19 protein-coding genes and 1 tRNA gene are annotated in these 16963 nt (G+C 57.8%); 13 read left to right on the forward strand and 7 right to left on the reverse strand.

Annotation, left to right across the window (positions count from 1 at the left end):
- The first annotated feature begins 143 nt into the window (after window positions 1-143).
- Window positions 144-602 carry an Rrf2 family transcriptional regulator gene (locus DOU54_RS22050; RefSeq protein ID WP_004439321.1) on the forward strand — a complete coding sequence of 153 codons (459 nt, stop codon included), beginning with the start codon at window positions 144-146 and terminating at the stop codon, window positions 600-602.
- 77 nt (window positions 603-679) lie between these two features.
- Here DOU54_RS22050 and DOU54_RS22055 read toward each other — a convergent pair whose 3' ends face one another.
- Both DOU54_RS22055 and DOU54_RS22060 read right to left on the reverse strand, forming a co-directional pair.
- Window positions 680-997 (reverse strand): hypothetical protein, encoded by a 318-nt coding sequence (locus DOU54_RS22055; protein ID WP_004439319.1) that lies wholly within the window; start codon window positions 995-997, stop codon window positions 680-682.
- A gap of 73 nt (window positions 998-1070) precedes the next feature.
- Window positions 1071-2513, reverse strand: a complete 1443-nt coding sequence (locus tag DOU54_RS22060; protein WP_113380857.1) for an aminotransferase-like domain-containing protein — start codon at window positions 2511-2513, stop codon at window positions 1071-1073.
- 104 nt (window positions 2514-2617) lie between these two features.
- Here DOU54_RS22060 and DOU54_RS22065 point away from each other — a divergent pair, with 104 nt between their 5' ends.
- Window positions 2618-3493: a DMT family transporter gene (locus DOU54_RS22065; RefSeq protein WP_113380970.1), complete on the forward strand. Its 876-nt coding sequence runs from the start codon at window positions 2618-2620 to the stop codon at window positions 3491-3493.
- A 13-nt stretch (window positions 3494-3506) separates the two neighbouring features.
- Here DOU54_RS22065 and DOU54_RS22070 read toward each other — a convergent pair whose 3' ends face one another.
- From DOU54_RS22070 to DOU54_RS22085, 4 genes are all read right to left on the reverse strand, one after another.
- Entirely contained in the window at window positions 3507-4604 is a 1098-nt protein-coding gene (locus DOU54_RS22070; RefSeq protein WP_113380856.1) for a glycoside hydrolase family 25 protein, read from the reverse strand.
- Window positions 4605-4778: 174 nt separating this feature from the next.
- Window positions 4779-4967, reverse strand: a complete 189-nt coding sequence (locus DOU54_RS22075) for a YegP family protein (RefSeq protein ID WP_004439314.1) — start codon at window positions 4965-4967, stop codon at window positions 4779-4781.
- A gap of 82 nt (window positions 4968-5049) precedes the next feature.
- Entirely contained in the window at window positions 5050-5748 is a 699-nt protein-coding gene (locus tag DOU54_RS22080; RefSeq protein WP_045533058.1) for a type 1 glutamine amidotransferase, read from the reverse strand.
- A gap of 135 nt (window positions 5749-5883) precedes the next feature.
- The gene (locus DOU54_RS22085) at window positions 5884-6333 is read right to left on the reverse strand and encodes a DoxX family protein (RefSeq protein ID WP_004439312.1); all 450 of its coding nucleotides are present in this window, start codon (window positions 6331-6333) and stop codon (window positions 5884-5886) included.
- A 134-nt stretch (window positions 6334-6467) separates the two neighbouring features.
- On the opposite strand from DOU54_RS22085, the gene DOU54_RS22090 reads away from it, so the two are divergent.
- Window positions 6468-6773, forward strand: coding sequence for an Rdx family protein (locus tag DOU54_RS22090; RefSeq protein WP_113380969.1), 306 nt, complete (start codon window positions 6468-6470; stop codon window positions 6771-6773).
- Between the two features lie 119 nt (window positions 6774-6892).
- Window positions 6893-6979 (forward strand) — tRNA-Leu (locus DOU54_RS22095).
- A gap of 221 nt (window positions 6980-7200) precedes the next feature.
- On the opposite strand, the gene DOU54_RS22100 is transcribed toward DOU54_RS22095, so the two are convergent.
- The gene (locus tag DOU54_RS22100) at window positions 7201-7611 is read right to left on the reverse strand and encodes a pilus assembly protein N-terminal domain-containing protein (protein WP_004439310.1); all 411 of its coding nucleotides are present in this window, start codon (window positions 7609-7611) and stop codon (window positions 7201-7203) included.
- A gap of 414 nt (window positions 7612-8025) precedes the next feature.
- Here DOU54_RS22100 and DOU54_RS22110 point away from each other — a divergent pair, with 414 nt between their 5' ends.
- From DOU54_RS22110 to DOU54_RS22150, 9 genes are all read left to right on the forward strand, one after another.
- Window positions 8026-8211 carry a Flp family type IVb pilin gene (locus DOU54_RS22110; protein WP_004439309.1) on the forward strand — a complete coding sequence of 62 codons (186 nt, stop codon included), beginning with the start codon at window positions 8026-8028 and terminating at the stop codon, window positions 8209-8211.
- Window positions 8212-8334: 123 nt separating this feature from the next.
- Entirely contained in the window at window positions 8335-8847 is a 513-nt protein-coding gene (locus DOU54_RS22115) for an A24 family peptidase (RefSeq protein ID WP_113380855.1), read from the forward strand.
- Between the two features lie 127 nt (window positions 8848-8974).
- Complete coding sequence (cpaB, locus tag DOU54_RS22120) at window positions 8975-9781, forward strand: Flp pilus assembly protein CpaB (protein WP_022555430.1); 807 nt, start codon at window positions 8975-8977, stop codon at window positions 9779-9781.
- Window positions 9778-11361 carry a type II and III secretion system protein family protein gene (locus DOU54_RS22125; RefSeq protein WP_113380854.1) on the forward strand — a complete coding sequence of 528 codons (1584 nt, stop codon included), beginning with the start codon at window positions 9778-9780 and terminating at the stop codon, window positions 11359-11361. The genes cpaB and DOU54_RS22125 overlap by 4 nt, the downstream gene beginning before the upstream one ends.
- Before the next feature lie 56 nt (window positions 11362-11417).
- Window positions 11418-12098 (forward strand): CpaD family pilus assembly protein, encoded by a 681-nt coding sequence (locus tag DOU54_RS22130; RefSeq protein ID WP_045533066.1) that lies wholly within the window; start codon window positions 11418-11420, stop codon window positions 12096-12098.
- Window positions 12099-12132: 34 nt separating this feature from the next.
- Window positions 12133-13416 (forward strand): CpaE/TadZ family protein, encoded by a 1284-nt coding sequence (locus DOU54_RS22135; RefSeq protein ID WP_060942482.1) that lies wholly within the window; start codon window positions 12133-12135, stop codon window positions 13414-13416.
- A gap of 33 nt (window positions 13417-13449) precedes the next feature.
- A complete protein-coding gene (locus DOU54_RS22140; RefSeq protein WP_035206587.1) occupies window positions 13450-14916 on the forward strand; it encodes a TadA family conjugal transfer-associated ATPase in 1467 nt (488 codons plus the stop codon).
- A gap of 15 nt (window positions 14917-14931) precedes the next feature.
- Complete coding sequence (locus DOU54_RS22145) at window positions 14932-15936, forward strand: type II secretion system F family protein (RefSeq protein WP_004439301.1); 1005 nt, start codon at window positions 14932-14934, stop codon at window positions 15934-15936.
- 9 nt (window positions 15937-15945) lie between these two features.
- Entirely contained in the window at window positions 15946-16932 is a 987-nt protein-coding gene (locus tag DOU54_RS22150; RefSeq protein ID WP_004439300.1) for a type II secretion system F family protein, read from the forward strand.
- Window positions 16933-16963 lie beyond the last annotated feature (31 nt).

Below are 16963 nucleotides of genomic sequence, written 5' to 3' on the forward strand. Positions count from 1 at the left end.
ATGGTTTGAGACCGACCGTAACCCCGGTCCATATCATGTCACTTATATTGTTACATGAAAGATCGAGTCAATGGTCATGCAACTTATATTGTTACGTCAGCCGGAGGGTGGTAAGCGTGAATGCAAACAGGCGGGCTTCAACAATGAGACACGACACGCGACTTTCCCGGGTGCTGCATATTCTGATCCATATGGAAAAACACGAGGGCGCGGCGACTTCGGAAAGTATCGCAGCCATGTTGCAGACCAATCCGGTGGTGGTGCGCAGGACGATGGCGGGCCTGCGCGAGCAGGGATATGTTTCTTCGGAAAAAGGACATGGCGGAGGATGGGTTCTGGCGCGCCCACTCGATGAGATTACATTACTCGATATCTACAGAGCGCTTGGCGCACCCGGACTGTTCTCTATCGGGCTGGCAGGTGACAATCCGGATTGTGTTATTGAACAGGCAGTCAATGCTGCACTTTTCGAGGCCATGACCGAGGCGGAGAGCATTTTGTTATCCCGCTTCGGAAATATTACGCTTTCGGCGCTGGCGGCAGAATCGATCACCCGCTGGTCAAAAGTCTCCAATCATCCTTCCGCCATGGACCAGCTCTGAGCGAGCAAACCAGCGATTGCTCAATCGAAAAAACCGCCTGCTCGGAAGCAGGCGGCTTCATCATGTCCAGTCAGCCATTAAGGCTGGGTCTGGGTTCCACCCGTGTTCGGACTTGCCGGGGCGGCGTTATTTGCCGGCGGCGTTGCCGGGGTAGTCGGTGCCATCGGTGCCGGCGCCTGGTCCGTCGCAGCGGGTGGCGTAGTGGACGACGTCGTGGCCGGATCGGTGGTCGGGCCGCTCATCTGCGACCAGGCGAAGACGCCCACCAATACGACGACGATGATTGCCAGCCATGGCACCCAGGACGACGAGGTGCGGGCACGCGGTTCGTTGTTGATATTCAGTTCCGGACGAAGATCGCGGTCCGGACGCGGGTTGTTGGGATCGAATGTCATGGTGTTTCCTCCTCTTCATTCTGCCGAGAAAACGACGTTCCCGCGATTTTGTTCCGATCAGTCGCCCCTGCGGTCAGGACGAAGGTGAAACGGGCGGCTGACGAAGAGCGTCTGCAAGCACGGTCATGACGTGTGGACCACCCATTTGCGACACGTTGAAACGCATGAAACCGGACGCGCTCTGCGAGGAACTGAACACATTCCCCGGCGCCAGCACCAACTGCTGCGCGAGCGCGCGGCGCGCCACATCGGCAGCATCCGCGCCTTCCGGCAGGCGGCACCATAAAAACATGCCCGCCTGCGGTTCGATCCACGGCACGCATCCAAGTGAGATGAGGCGCGCCGCCGCCTCCGGCATCGCCGCCGCAAGCCGCAGACGAAGCGCCTCGACATGTTTGCGATAACTGCCATCCGTTAGAAGCGACAGGACCAGCGCGGCTGAGAAATGCGCTCCGCCAAAAGCGGTGGCGATCTTGAGGTCGGTCAACGCTTCCACCCACGCCAGAGGCGCTGCTATGAAACCGCAGCGCACGGAAGCCGACAGTGTTTTTGAAAAACTACCGATCTGGACAACGCGGTTCAGGCCGTCGAAAGCCGCCAGACGCGGGGCGGCCTGAGTTTCGAAATCGGCGAAAATATCATCCTCAATGATGGTCAGTCCCGACTGTTCGGCCAACATCAACAAACGGTGGGCATGAACGGCGGAGAGCCGCGCGCCAGTGGGATTATGGATCGCGGAATTGGTGATATAGAGCCGCGGCCGGTGCTCTTTCAGCGCCTGCTCGAAAATCGGCAGGTCCGGCCCTGTAGGTGTATAGGGCACGCCAATGGCCCTGACGCGGTGCGCGCGCAAAAGGGCGTGGAAATTGAAATAACATGGATCGTCGACGATTACTGTATCTCCAGGCTGCAGCAAAAAGCGGCACAGGAGATCGATTGCCTGGGTACCGGAATCGGTCAGCATGATCTGGCTGGCCCCGGCCTGAACCCCGTGATCGGCCAGCCTGCGCGACAGGAGCTGCCGCAGCGGCAGAAGCCCCATCGGGCTCGCATAATCCGTCAGCAGGGCGGCATCCGCGCGCGCAAGCCCCCTGATCGCCCGCCGCATTGCCTCTTCCGGCATCCAGGACGCGGGAAGCCAGCCGCAACCGGGCTTGGCAAGGACGGACCCTTCGTCCAGCGCCTGGCGGGATACCCATAGCGGGTCCACCGCCCTGTCCAGCCGGGGCTCGATATCGGCGAGAGACAGAGGCGCAAGCGGACCGGCTACAAAAAATCCGGAGCCCGGCCGCGAGCTTATCGTGCCATCGGCCACCAGCCGGTCATAGGCTTCGACAACAGTGGAGGTGGAAACCTGCATGGCTTTCGCCAGCCCGCGCACCGAAGGCAGGCGCGCGCCTGGAACGAGGCTGCGCGAAGCAATGCGCTGGCGAATGCTCGCCATGACCTTTTCTATGCGCGTACCGGGTTCGATCTGCGCGAGGGTTGAAAGCCGCCCGTCCACAACTCTCTCCATCCGTACTGGAACATCAACCATAACAGTTTCTTTAAATTGTACATGACTGTCGCTGTTGCCGCCAGCAGTTCCGGAGGAAGAAGGACAAAATGCAGGAGATGACGATGGACAAGGCGACAAGCGGCTGGCTGAACGGTCTGACGGGCGTGGTGATATTTAGCGGCTCGCTGCCCGCCACGCGCGTTGCGGTGACGGGTTTTGATCCCGTGTTCCTGACTGTGGCCCGCGCCAGCATTGCGGGTCTATTGGCGGTGGTGCTGCTGCTTGTTTTCAGGCAAAAGCGCCCGGCGCGCCATGATCTGACATCGCTCTTCATCGTCTCGCTTGGGGTTGTCGTGGGCTTTCCGCTGTTGACGGCGCTTGCCCTCCGGCACGTTACCTCGGCGCATTCCATTGTTTTTGTCGGGCTGTTGCCGCTGGCCACCGCAATCTTTGCGGTTCTGCGCGGAGGAGAGCGCCCGCGCCCGGCCTTCTGGCTGTTTTCCTGCTTGGGCAGCGCCCTGGTGGCGGGCTTTTCGATGTGGAATTCATTTTCGACCGGGCTTGAGGCCTCGCTTGCCGGTGATCTCCTGATGCTCGGCGCAATCATCGTCTGCGGACTTGGTTATGCAGAGGGTGCCGCCCTTTCCCGCAGACTGGGGGGCTGGCAGGTCATTTCCTGGGCGCTGGTTCTCTCCCTGCCGGTGATGCTGCCGCTCGCGTTTTTCACAGGGCCGCAAACGCTTGCCGGCATCGATCCCCAGGCTTGGGGCGGCCTTGCCTATGTTTCCCTGTTCAGCATGCTGATCGGCTTCATCTTCTGGTATCGCGGCCTGGCGCAGGGCGGCATTGCCGCAGTCGGACAATTGCAGCTGTTGCAGCCGTTCTTCGGCCTCGCGCTTGCCGCAACCCTGCTGCACGAAGAGGTAAGCCCTGCCATGATTGCCGTTACGCTGGTTGTGGTGCTCTGCGTCGCGGGCGCCAGAAAATTCGCGCGCTGACACGGGCGATCCTTCAGCTGGAACGGCGATCCACCCAGCGGTGCCACGCATCTTCGCTGCCGTTGAAGACATTGAGATCGATTCGGCCATCGACGCCATGTGACAGGCCCGAGCCGGAATATTGCCAGAACAGCCATTTGCGACCGGGATAGACCACTGATGGGTGCTGGGCGACGGCGCGCAGCCAGAAAGGATAGTCCTGGAACTCGCCGGTCAGGTTATCCTTGTAAAAATCCGGCGCGGTATAAATGATAGGCCGCTGCCCGTAATGGCGCTCGAGCTTGTTCATGAAGACGCGCATCTTTTCCAGAACGCGCTCACGGGAATGGCGCATCTTGCAGCTCGACTCGCCGTTATATTCCACATCGATCACCGGTGGCAGCGCGTCGGGATCGCGTGGCACGTTGCGAATGAACCAGTCTGCCTGCTCGCTGGCCGAACGGCACCAGTAGAAGAAGTGATAGGCGCCACGGCGAATGCCCGCGGTCTTTGCACCCTGCCAGTTGGTGCGGAACATCGGGTCAAGGTGGTCGCCGCCATCCGTGGCCTTGATGAAGGCGAAGTTGGCCCCGCGGGTGCGCAGCAACGGCCAATCGATATTGGCCTGCCAGCGCGACACATCCACGCCGTGCACCTGGAAATGCCGCGGCTGAACCCGGCCGAAATTGATCGGTTTCGCATCGCTGAAGCTGGAACGGAAAATGCGGGAGCGGATCTGCGCACCGGCGCTCGCCGCCGGAGCCGCCGCCATGGCCAATTGGACCGGACGCTCCATCGGCCGTTCGGCCGGCCGTATCATCCCGGCCTGCGGCGGGACCGGCAAACGGATTTCAGGCGCATCCTGCGGCAGCGACGCCCTCGGCGTGACGGCGGAAAAAGCCTTGGGCTCTTCCGGCACCGGCCCACCCCAGGCCAGTACTTCCTGCCGCGGTTGAGCGGTTATCGGCTGCGAGCCGACGCTTGCCTGCGGCACCGGCGCTGATGGCGTGACAGAACTCGTGGTTTCCTTCGACGGCAAGCCGGCAACCAGGCTTTCCGGACCGGAACTGGACGTGCAGCCGCCAAGCAGAAGGCAACCGAAAAGAAGTGCTGGCACAGCCGATGAACGCATGAGAACCCGTACGCAAAACAAATCGGGGACGCACTGGCGCCACCCGGAGACCTCGAAATACAAATGCTAACGGAAGATTATCAAAAAAGACTGAATCTTATCTTTACGCCGGCACCCACCAATGCGCCCTTCATTTCTGGCAGGTAAATTGCATTCCGGTTCTCATTGGACGACTCAGGCCGTCATGGTGCTGAGATCAACGGTATCGGCGCCGGGGGAATTTCTCTTGATCGACTCGATCGCGTGAATGGCCGAGGCCTTGGCCTTATAGCCTTCAGAGACAAACATCGTCTCGCCGTTCGAAGCCTTGAAGCGAAAGCGAAACTCTCCGGCTTTGTCTTGATAGATCTCGAATTTGTACATGGGCTTTGCGGCTCCTTCGCGCTGAAAAATGAACTCCACGCAATTCTGGTCTGGCACCATGATATTCGCAACAGAAAATCCGTCAGATGAGCCGCACCCAGGCACGGGCAATCTCCAGACCCGCTGCATCCGCCATCCCTGCACGCAGGTCGCGATGATCGGGATATTGTGCCAGCCAGCCGGGCGCCATTTTTTCGATGGAAGCGGGAAAGGCCTCGCACCACCCGTCGACGACTGCGGCGGAGGCCTCGAAATGGAACTGTGTGCCATAGACCGCCCGTCCGAGGCGAAAGGCCTGATTCCGCGTCGCGGCATTGGTCGCAAGCCGGGTGGCGCCGGGTGGTAGTGTAAATGTATCGCAGTGCCATTGAAAAATCGGAAAAGCTCTATCCAGCCCGGCCAAAAGCGGATCGGAAATGCCCTCTTCCGTGAGGGACACCTTTTGCCAGCCGAATTCCGGTGGACCGGAGAGAATATTATCGCCACCATAAGCGCGGGCCAGCAGCTGGCTGCCGAGGCAAACACCCATGACTGCCCTGCCCGCATCGCCAAAGGTTTTCATCAAACGCGCAAGCTCTGGAAGATAGGGATAGAGGGCATCGTCGAGTGCGTTCTGCTCCCCGCCCAGAACGATAAGGGCATCATGACCGCCCGCATCTTTCGGAAGCGGTTCCCCCGCATAGGCGCGAATGACGTGTACCGCCGCATTCGCCTCCGCCAATGCCACGCCGAGTTGTCCATACGGCGTGCCCGCCATGTTTTCGATAATTGCGACGCGCATGCGACCTCTTGATGATAACAGATGATTCAGCCGGCAGGTTTCGCCGATTGAATCCAAGCTTCATCATGATGAAAAGGGATTTTCAAGAGGTACGGCAGCAGTGGCGTGGCACAGCATGGGCCCTGCCACTGGATATTAGAATTCCCGCGAGAGCTTCGCGTCGACCGAATGCCGGTTGCCGCCCCGAATCGCGAAGAACAGGAAAATCGCCGCCCAGAGAATCGATTTTTCCGCACCGCCCAGACCTTCCGCCTTCACCACACCATGGAACCAGACCGTTACCAGAAGGACGATCATGGCGGCGAAGGATGCCGGCCGCGTGAAAAGGCCGATGGCGATGAAAATACCGCCGAAGAATTCCGTTGCCGCCAGCAGCGGCGACCAGAAGACGCCCGGGTAAAAACCGAGGCTCTCCACCATGCCGACCGCCCCGAAGGGATTGAGAATCTTGCCGAACCCATGGGTAACCAGCAGAAGTCCCGCCGTGACACGCAAAATGGTCTCCACCACATCGTGTGTCCCGTTATAAAGCGGTGCAACGGCGGGAACGAACAGACGCTGACGATTATTGTCGAACTGGGCCATAGGATCTCTCTGTTTGAGCATTCGATTGACTTATCTGTTCGCAAAGCCCCGTGATAAGAACAAGCATATGCCGGGTAAAAACATGAGCGTTAAAGTTAACATTATCGTGACTCGGCCGCGAAGGAGACGTGATGATGACCGACACCAAACCGCGCATAACGATACGCTACTGCACCCAGTGCAACTGGATGCTGCGGGCTGGATGGATGGCGCAGGAAATCCTGCAAACCTTCGCCTTGGATATCGGCGAAGTGAGCCTTGTCCCCTCAACCGGCGGCGTGTTCGAGATCGGGGTGGACGGTACCATTATATGGGAACGCAAACGTGACGGCGGTTTTCCCGGCCCAAAAGAGCTCAAACAGAGAATCCGCGACATCATCGATCCGGAACGAGACCTCGGTCATGCCGACAGGACGAAGCACGAAGGCCTCGACACCTGACCCGGCGACGGGTTTCAACAGCACCAGACAAGTTTTTTCCCTTTAAAATCAATGACCGTCATAAAAGTTCAAAAAGCCTGTTGACACCGGGCGGCTGCCCTCGTACATCGCTCTCCGTCGCCCAGATGGCGGAATTGGTAGACGCGCCAGCTTCAGGTGCTGGTACTCGCAAGGGTGTGGAGGTTCGAGTCCTCTTCTGGGCACCATTCCATTTTGATCTTAGCCAGATCAAATACTTAGACGAAAAAACAGCAACATTTGGCCCTCCTGCAGAACGCAGGGGTACATGTTGCGGTTTTTCGTTTTGCTGACGCCCAGCGCCAATCTTACCCTTAGGAAAAGATGCAGATGACGAGCCAAGGCTCACGCCTTCACGGCATCGAATACGGCGGCTCGATCGTTCGGATTTGAGGCGGACCAAGCCTTGTTAAGGTTGGGCGTCCTTGTCGCCACTGTTTTGCGAATGCTGCTCACAATTGGGCGTGCAGGAAAGAACGGTTCGCTCCGTCTGGCGGAAAACACGGACCGTATTGCCTTCATCAATGGAGACGAGAATCCGCTCATCGACGATTGGATTCCCTTCGGCGTCGAGAAGTACGAGATTTGTCGTGCCGAAACTGCGGCCGGTCAGAACGATCGTGGTGGCGTCGGCAACCGTGGCATCGGCAACTTTCGAGTTGCCGACGATAACCTTGCTGACAGGACGGTCGAGACGGAGGACGCGGGCGTGATTCATCGAGACGCGCAATATGTCTTCCTGGGCAAAACCGGGCTGGAACGCCCCTCCCAGAATGACCGACAAGCCGACCACAATTTTCGTCAGTTTTCCGGATGACACGCTTTTTGCCCTTGCTCACTAACCAGCAGTTTACCGCGTCAAAGAATGCGTGGTTTTAGTGAATGAAGCGTTAAGTGACGAGAATGCGTGATGCGCACGGTAACCATGCATAATTCCTGGCATTCCCGACCTGCGCCGCCCCGCATCATAACTGAACATCTGCGTCTCATTGAGGAACCCGTTTTCCCAAAATGAGAACAGCCCCTCGACAGAAGAAGTTTGTTTATAAGCAAATATAGAAATACATTAAATACTTTTCATATTTATTTACCAAAGGAAACTCATCCTGCCGTTTACTTTGAGTTAATCGTTTTTTTTAAGCGCTTGGAAATCGCTCGTCTGTAGTTTGAAGGCAACCGAACAACGGAGAACAGTTGTCGGCGTGCTGAACTACACAAGAGTTAGGAGATACTCATGACCAAGATTTTCGCTCGTTTCCTCAAGGACGAATCCGGCGCTACGGCAATTGAATATGGCCTGATTGCTGCCCTGCTGTCCGTCGCAATCGTTGGCGGTGCAGGCGTCGTCGGCACTCAGCTCGACGCGCTCTTCGACCGCATCGGCGGCGTAATGACGACTGCCCGCAACACAACTTTCTAATTGCTTCCAATCTGAAATCGAAATGCCGCTCAAAACTTGTGAGCGGCATTTCACATTGTGTTCAATACCTGGAATACCTGTGCACGCCGCCTGTAAGTGTTCGAATAAACGGGAGTTTCCTTCATGGTTATAGCCGTCATCTTCCTGGCACTTCCGCTTTGCCTTGCATTCGCGGCGTTTACCGACCTGCTAAGCATGACTATCCCCAACCGGATTCCGCTGATTTTGCTGCTGTCGTTCATAGTGATCGCGCCTTTTTCCGGCATGGACTGGCAGACTTTCGGAATGAGCCTTGCCGCGGCGGGCGCAGTTTTTGCTGCCTGCTTCGCGCTTTTTGCGGCAAACGTCATGGGTGGTGGGGATGCAAAACTCCTGACTGGCGCAGCGGTGTGGTACGGCTTCAACGTTTCCCTTGTTGAATTTCTGCTTTCAGTGACATTCGTTGGAGGACTGCTGACCCTCGGCATTTTGCTCTTGCGGTCGCGCGCCCAGGAAATCATGGCCAGCGGCATTCCCGTGCCGGCTTCGCTGCTCGTGGCAAAAAAAATTCCCTATGGGATCGGCATCGCCATTGCAGGATTCCTGACCTATGGTGACGCACCAATAGTAAAAGCGGCAATCGCCAGCCTCTCCTAGAGAGAATTACTGCCTCGCCGGAATTAAGGCATCATTAACTACAAATCCAAGCGCAATATTAACCATAATTACACCAATCGCGCGCCATCCTGAGGGGAGAAGAATCTGATTCCCTCAAGGATCGAGCATGAAACCGTCGCGTATCGTCATTATGTCCGTTGCTCTGGTGGCTGCCGGTCTTGCCGGCCTTGTCGCCATGAACATTTCCGGGACGAAGCAGGTCATCGAAAAGGCGGAAACGATCATCCAGAAGGAGCCGACGGTCAACGTTCTGGTTTCTTCAGTAAATCTTCCCGTCGGCAGCCGCCTGAATGACAGTTCTGTTCGCTGGACGCCCTGGCCGCAGGGCAACGTGGTCGATAGTTTCATAACCGACACAAAAAATCCGGACGCGATTAAAGACCTTGCCGGTGCCGTCGTGCGGTTGCCCCTATTCGAGGGCGAGCCGATACGGCCGGAAAAAGTGGTCGATTCCAGTGCACGCATCATGTCTTCGCTTCTGCCGGCGGGCAAACGCGCCGTCGCGACGGAGATTTCCGTTTCAACCGGTGCCGGCGGTTTCGTGCTGCCCAATGATCGCGTCGACGTCATCATGGTCCGGAAGGGTGACGGCGGTAATTTTCTGACAGAGAATGTCTTGAACAACGTCCGCGTCCTGGCAATCGACCAGCAGATCAAGGAAGGCGAAGACGGCATTTCTGCGGTCGTTGGCGCAACAGCGACACTGGAACTGACCCCCGAACAGGCAAAGATCATAACCGTCGCGCAGCAGATGGCGGATCGCCTGACGCTGGCCTTGCGATCCGTCGCCGATGCGCAGGAGAACGATACATTGTCAGCCGGTTATCTTCTCAACGGCGGTGCAGGGCAGCCAGAAATCCAGGTGATCAAATCCGGCTCCATCGTCAAGGGCGGTCAAGGAGCAACACAATGACCGGGGGGTTCATGACAAGACGTCTGGCAAAAGACCTGCGTTCATCATTGGTTGGCGGGCTGGCGTTCTGCGTGGCCTTCTCAGGCGTTCCGGGCCCGCATTCGCCCGAATTTCTGCGCCTCAGTGAAGCGAAGGCTCAAAGCGCCAGTATCGTGCGGATCACTGAAAGCGGCTCGGGCATCCGCAAGCGGCTGAAGCTTGGTCTCAACAAGGCGCTGGTCATCGACCTGCCTGAGGACGCCCACGACATTCTTGTCGCCGATCCCAGCCTCGCGGATGCGGTAACGCGTACATCGAAACGCATTTACCTGTTCGGAAAAACGGTCGGTCAGACCAATATCTTCATTTTCGGCGAGGGTGGGCGCGAGATCGTCAGCCTTGATCTGGAAGTGGAGCGGGATATTGTTGGTCTTGAAGCCAATATTCGTCGCTTCATCCCTGAATCCGACATCAAAGTCGAAATCGTCTCCGACAATATCGTTCTCACCGGATCGGTACGCACACCGCAAGATTCGGCGCGTGCAGTTCAGCTTGCCGAAGCCTTCTTGAAAGGCGGTGAAGCCACCACCCGAAATATCTCGCTGACGGGCGGAAATAACGGGGGTGACGCAGCAATTTTCGCCGAAAATCGCCAGGTATCGCAGATCGTCAATATGCTGACGATCGAGGGCGAGGACCAGGTGACACTGAAGGTGACCGTCGCTGAAGTCAGCAGACAGGTGCTGAAGCAACTTGGCTTCAACGGCTCGATCAGCAGCTCGACAAGCAACAACGGTTTCGAGTTCTCAAACCCCTCCAACCTCGGGAATACCATCGACAGCGCCACGCGCATCGCCAGCGGCGCGATTGGCTCCGGCTCCCTGAGATTTGCCTCTTACCTGAATGCCATGGAGCAGGCGGGGGTAATGCGGACATTGGCGGAACCGAGCCTCACGGCGATCTCTGGCGAACAGGCCAAATTTTATGTCGGCGGGGATTTTCGAATTGCCGCGGAACAGGATGTTTCGCTCGACAAGGACACAGGTATCGCGACCGTCAAACGCGAAACGGAAACAGTCGACTACGGTATCACTTTGAACTTCAGGCCAGTGGTGCTTTCACCCGGCAGGATAAGCCTCAAGATAGAGACCAATGTGTCCGAACCGACCTATGAGGGCAACGTCGTCACCGGAAATTACGGGCGCAACATCCCGGGTTCGACTTACATGTCCGTTCGTAAACGCGAGACATCGACAACGGTCGAGCTTCCGTCGGGCGGTTCGATCGTGATCGCAGGTCTCGTTCAGGACAATATCCGCCAGGCCATGTCGGGGCTTCCGGGCATGTCGAAAATCCCCATTTTCGGCACGCTTTTCCGCAGCAAGGACTTCCTTCGCAACGAAACGGAACTTGTCATCATTGCAACGCCCTATCTGGTGCGCCCGGTCGCGCGCAACCAGATTGCCCGCCCGGATGACAATTTCAATCCTGAAAACGATGCAGCCATGTATTTCATGAACCGCGTCAACAAGGTCTATGGCCGCAAGGACCAGGTTCAGGCGGCTCCTTATCAGGGATCGGTGGGGTTCATCTACAAATGACCAAACGCGCACGAAATCCCCTCTTCAGAGCAAGCCCGGCGGGGGCAGGAAACATCATGCAGGAAACCTCTTCCTTTTTGTCCATCAAACGCGCCGGTCTCGTCGCCATGGTTGCGCTCACCGCCGGCCTTCTGCAGGGCTGTGCGCGTGACCCTTTGACGACCAATGCCATTCCTGACGACTATCGCACCCGCCATCCCATCACGCTCTCGGAAGCGGAACATTCGCTGGACATTCCGGTTTCGGCAGGCGACAGCCGGCTGACCACGGCAGTGGCGGACAATGTCCGCGGGTTTGCCCAGAATTACGCGTCCATGTCGACCGGCATCGTCAATATCCAGGTGCCGTCGGGGTCCGCCAATTCGGCGACCGCATCAAAAATGGCGAAACAGATCCGCTCGACGCTTTCCGGCGCCGGAGTTTCTTCGGGCAAGATCATGGAAACGCGCTACGCCGCCTCCCCGAATGGCGATGCTGCTCCCATTCGTTTGAGCTATGTGGCCGTCACCGCCATGACCGGGCAATGCGGTCAATGGCCAGAGGACCTTTCGGACAACACCTTCGCCAACAAGAACTGGTACAATTTCGGGTGCGCTTCGCAAAGCAATCTCGCGGCTCAGGTCGCCAATCCGATGGATCTGGTCGGCCCGCGCGGCATGAGCCCCATCGATGCCGAGCGCCGTGCAGTGGTTATCGATACGTATCGTAACGGCAAGAACACGGCCACCGCAAACTGATGCGGTCCCAACAATTGTCACGGCAGGAAAGACGATGAGCGCTGTAGAATACGACATCAAGTCAAGCGACGGAGCAGACACCCTGCAGCCGGTGCGCACCTCCGATATGGACCGCCTGCGGCCCCTGCCCCGCATCTCCATCCACGCCTTCTGCGTCAGCGACAACATGCAGGGCGTCATGGACGCATTGTCCGGTGACAGGCGCATGAGCAAGGTAACATTGCGGGTGACGAAGGGTGACATCAACGCTGCGGCCACGATGTTCTCCGCCTCGCCTACGCCAAATCTCATCATTTTGGAGACGGCAAGCGCGCCGGCTTCGCTGCTGGATGACCTTGCTCCTCTCGCGGAGGTTTGCGATCCCTCCACCCGTGTCATCATTGTCGGCCGCCACAATGACATAACATTGTATCGCGACCTCATCCGCAACGGTATTTCCGAATATCTGGTTGCCCCGGTCAACATGGCCGATCTTCTGGGTTCGATCGCCGCGATCTTCGTCGACCCCGAAGCGGAGCCGCTTGGCCGCAACATCGCCTTCATCGGCGCCAAAGGTGGGGTGGGCTCCTCGACGGTCGCACATAATTGCGCCTTCGGCATCTCGACCCTGTTTTCGACGGAAACCATTCTCGCCGACATGGATCTGGCTTATGGCACAGCCAATATCGATTTCGATCAGGATCCGGCCCAGGGCATGGCGGAAGCGGTTTTCTCGCCGGAGCGGCTGGATGAGGTATTTCTCGACCGCCTTTTGACGAAATGCTCCGATCACCTATCGCTGCTCGCGGCACCGTCGCTTCTTGACCGGACTTACGATCTAGACCGCCAGGCCTTTCTGCCGATCCTTGAGGTTTTGCAGCGTAGCGCGCCCGTCGCCGTCCTCGACCTTCCCCACCAATGGTGCGACTGGACAAGGGCTGTGCTTGCGGAAGCGGATGAGGTCGTCATTACCGCGGTTCCGGATCTTGCGAATCTTCGCAACACCAAGAACCTGTTCGACGCGCTGATAAAACTGCGCCCCAACGATAAATTGCCGCATCTCATTCTCAACCAGGTGGGCATGCCGAAGCGACCCGAAATCGCTCCGGCGGATTTTTTCGACCCGCTGGAAATCGAGCCGATTGCGATCATTCCATTCGAGGCGCAATTGTTTGGAAACGCCGCAAACAGCGGACGCATGATTAGCGAAATGGATGAAAAATCCCAGATCGCAGAAACCTTCTCGCAAATTGCCCATACCATCACCGGTCGCACGGTGCTGCGCAAAAGCCGGCGCGGCGGTCTGGACAGACTTAAGAATATTCTCAAGCGCAAGTAGGGATTCCCTCCGCGCCTATTGACGGAAACGCCGATGTTCGGAAAACGCGGGGCCGAGGGCCCAGCCAGAAGCACGAAGCCGGATCCCGTCGCACCTGTCCCCATGCAGGTGGCGGCGCCCGAGCCGCGCTCTCTCTCCATCGACACGCTCGAGCCGGGCCAATCACCCGTAGCGCGACAGATGGCGGTCACGCAGCCGGCGCAAAAAAAGCGCGCCCGCACGGAGGATTATTACAATACCAAGAGCCAGGTATTTTCCGCGCTCATCGATACGATCGACCTTTCGCAGCTCGCCAAACTTGATGCGGAAAGCGCGCGCGAGGAAATTCGCGATATCGTCAACGACATCATCACGATCAAGAATTTCGCAATGTCGATTGCCGAGCAGGAAGAACTGCTTGAAGACATCTGCAATGACGTTCTCGGTTATGGGCCGCTTGAGCCCCTTCTTGCCCGCGACGATATCGCCGATATCATGGTCAATGGTTCGGGCCAGACCTTCATCGAAGTCGGCGGCAAGACCATCGAATCCGACATCCGCTTCCGCGACAACGCGCAATTGCTTTCCATCTGCCAGCGCATCGTCAGCCAGGTGGGCCGGCGTGTGGATGAATCGAGCCCCATATGCGACGCCCGCCTGCCGGACGGCTCGCGCGTCAACGTCATCGCGCCGCCGCTCGCCATCGACGGCCCGGCGCTGACAATCCGAAAATTCAAGAAGGACAAGCTTACGCTCGACCAGCTCGTGCGTTTCGGTGCGATCACACCCGAAGGCGCGACACTGCTCAAGATCATCGGTCGTGTCCGCTGCAACGTCGTCATCTCGGGCGGCACCGGCTCCGGCAAGACCACGCTTCTCAATTGCCTGACGAGCTTCATCGACAGGGATGAGCGCGTCATTACCTGCGAAGACACCGCCGAACTGCAGCTGCAGCAACCGCATGTCGTCAGACTCGAAACGCGGCCTCCGAACATCGAAGGGGAAGGTGAGATCACGATGAGGGATCTCGTCAAGAACTGCCTTCGCATGCGGCCGGAACGCATCATCGTCGGCGAAGTGCGCGGACCGGAGGTATTCGACCTGCTCCAGGCGATGAATACCGGCCATGACGGTTCAATGGGAACGCTGCACGCCAATACACCACGCGAGTGCCTCAGCCGCATCGAATCCATGATCGCCATGGGCGGCTTCACTCTGCCGGCCAAAACCGTGCGTGAAATCATCTCGGGATCGATCGATGTCGTCATTCAGGCGCAGCGCCTGCGTGATGGTTCACGCCGGATAACCCAGATCACGGAAGTGATCGGCATGGAAGGCGACGTGATCGTCACTCAGGATTTGATGCGATACGAAATCGAAGGTGAGGATGCCAACGGCAAACTGATCGGCAGACATGTATCGACGGGCATCAGCAAACCCCATTTCTGGGACCGTGCACGCTATTATGGCGAGGAAAAACGCCTTGCCGCCGCACTCGATGAAATGGAAAAGACCTCGTAAGGGAAAGCGACCGCCATGGACCCGACAATCCTCTTATTGGCCGCACTCGTCGCCGTTTCGGCGGGCGCGCTCGCTTACGCTTTTCTTTTCCAGCAGATAGAAGTCGAAAAAAAGACCACCAGCCGCTTCAAGCGGGTCCAGGCCGCGGAGACGGACCACACCAACATCAAAGCCGCACGTGACCGCGTGCATGAGCTCAGCAAACGCCGCAAATCCATGCAGGACAACCTGCGGGAAATGGAGAAAAAACAAAATGAGAGGGCAAAAAAGGCCAAAAATGTCGGTTTGCGCGAAAAGCTCGTTCAGGCAGGGCTGACGCTGTCTCTGCGACAGTTTCAGCTGCTGAGCGTCGGCGCGGCGGGCTTTGCCACCCTCATCGCACTTCTTTATGGCCTGTCATTGCTTATCGCCCTACCGATAGGCGCCGTTATCGCGCTGGGGCTGCCGCGCTGGGCACTGGCGTTCCTCCTCAAGCGCCGGCAGAAAAAATTCCTCGAAGAGTTTCCCAACGCACTTGATGTCATGTGTCGCTCGATCAAATCCGGCTTGCCGCTGAACGACGCGGTGCGATTGATCGCATCTGACGGGCAGGAGCCGGTGAAAACTGAGTTCCAGCGGGTTGTCGACGCACAGCAGGTCGGCATCGGCATTCCGCAGGCGATCGAGCGCATGATGCTGACAATGCCGCTTTTCGAAGTGAGCTTTTTCAGCACCGTCATCAACATTCAGGCGCAGGCCGGCGGTAACCTCTCCGAAGCGCTGTCGAACCTTTCAAAAGTTCTGCGCGACCGCAAGAAGATGCGTGCCAAGGTGAATGCACTTTCGATGGAGGCAAAGGCGTCTGCGGTCATCATCGGCTCGCTGCCCTTTGTCGTCATGATGCTGGTGCACTTTACCTCGCCCGAATATCTATCGGTGCTTTTTACCGATATTCGCGGCCATATCATTCTTGGGGCGTCAGCCGTCTGGATGTTGATCGGGATATTCATCATGCGCCAAATGATCAATTTCGATATTTGAGGGCGCAGAATGAGCGGGAGTTTTCTTTCGAGCCTTACCAATCCGCAAACGATCGTCGCCGTTCTGGTGACGCTGGCGGTTTTCGCCACCCTTTATACGCTCATCATGCCGGTTTTCGAGCGGAAGGATTTTGCCAAACGCATGAAAGCCGTGTCGTCGGAACGCGATCTCATCCGCAGCCGCGAGCGCGAGCGGCTTGCGACCGTTACCAGGGAAGGCAAAACCTCCCTGCGCGGCAACAATAACAAGTCCGCCCGGCGCATCGTGGAGAAATTCAACCTCCAGGAAGCGCTTGCGGACAAGAACACGATGAACAAGCTGCGGGCAGCAGGGCTTCGTTCCCAAAACGCGTTCAACACGTTTCTCGCCGCCCGCTTCATCCTGCCTTTCATTTTTCTGGCCGTAGCCTTCACCTGGATCTTCGTGCTCGGCAATCTTTCCGACAAAGCCTTCATCGTCCGGCTGATGGCTGTGTTACTGTTCGGCTATATCGGTTTCTATGCTCCCAATATTTATGTGTCGAACCGCATGAACAAACGGCAGGCGTCGATCAAGAAAGCCTGGCCGGATGCGCTCGACCTCATGCTGATCTGCATCGAATCCGGCGTGTCGATGGAGGCTGCGATGCGCCGCGTGGCAGAGGAAATGGGTGAGCAGTCACCCGAACTGGCTGAAGAAATGATGCTGACGACGGCGGAACTGTCGTTCCTGCAAGACCGGCGGGTCGCTCTCGAGAATTTCGGCACGCGAACACAGCTCGAAGCCGTGAAAAGCGTCGTGCAAGCGCTTATTCAGGCGGAACGTTACGGAACGCCGCTCGCTCAGGCGCTGCGCGTTCTCGCACAGGAAGGCCGCGACGAACGCATGAACGAAGCGGAGAAAAAAGCGGCTGCACTACCGCCGAAGCTGACCGTGCCGATGATTGTATTTTTCCTGCCGGTCCTCATCGCCGTCATTCTAGGCCCTGCCATCATCCGCGTTTTGGACACGTTCTGAAAAACATGCCGCCCGAATTTCGCGGCGACGC

The sequence above is a fragment of the Agrobacterium sp. MS2 genome (assembly GCF_003261015.1).
In the GTDB taxonomy this organism is placed as follows: domain Bacteria; phylum Pseudomonadota; class Alphaproteobacteria; order Rhizobiales; family Rhizobiaceae; genus Agrobacterium; species Agrobacterium pusense.